A 232-nucleotide genomic window follows, 5' to 3' on the forward strand; every position below is an offset into this window, starting at 1 on the left:
AATATCAAAGACGAACGGGATAACCCTTTCGTGGGTATAAGCAATATTACTTATGGCTTGGGAGGTAAGGATAGAGTTTGGTATATACACATTTTTTTGATCTTTACTAGTGATAATAGTATACATAAATTGAATAGACTTAACACTACCTACAGTATCTCCAACTTGAATAACATGACGTGGTCTAAAAGGCTTAAAGATAAGAATTAATAAGCCTGATGCCAAGTTAGAT

The 232-nt window shown here is 33.2% G+C and carries 1 protein-coding gene; it reads right to left on the bottom strand.

Annotation, left to right across the window (positions count from 1 at the left end; all coding sequences use genetic code 11):
- On the bottom strand, positions 1-232 hold a 232-nt coding region (locus tag ACSV5T_RS10425), incomplete at both ends, for a mechanosensitive ion channel domain-containing protein (RefSeq protein WP_438321105.1).

Source organism: Veillonella sp. ZSJB6 (assembly GCF_051549505.1).
Lineage (GTDB): Bacteria > Bacillota > Negativicutes > Veillonellales > Veillonellaceae > Veillonella.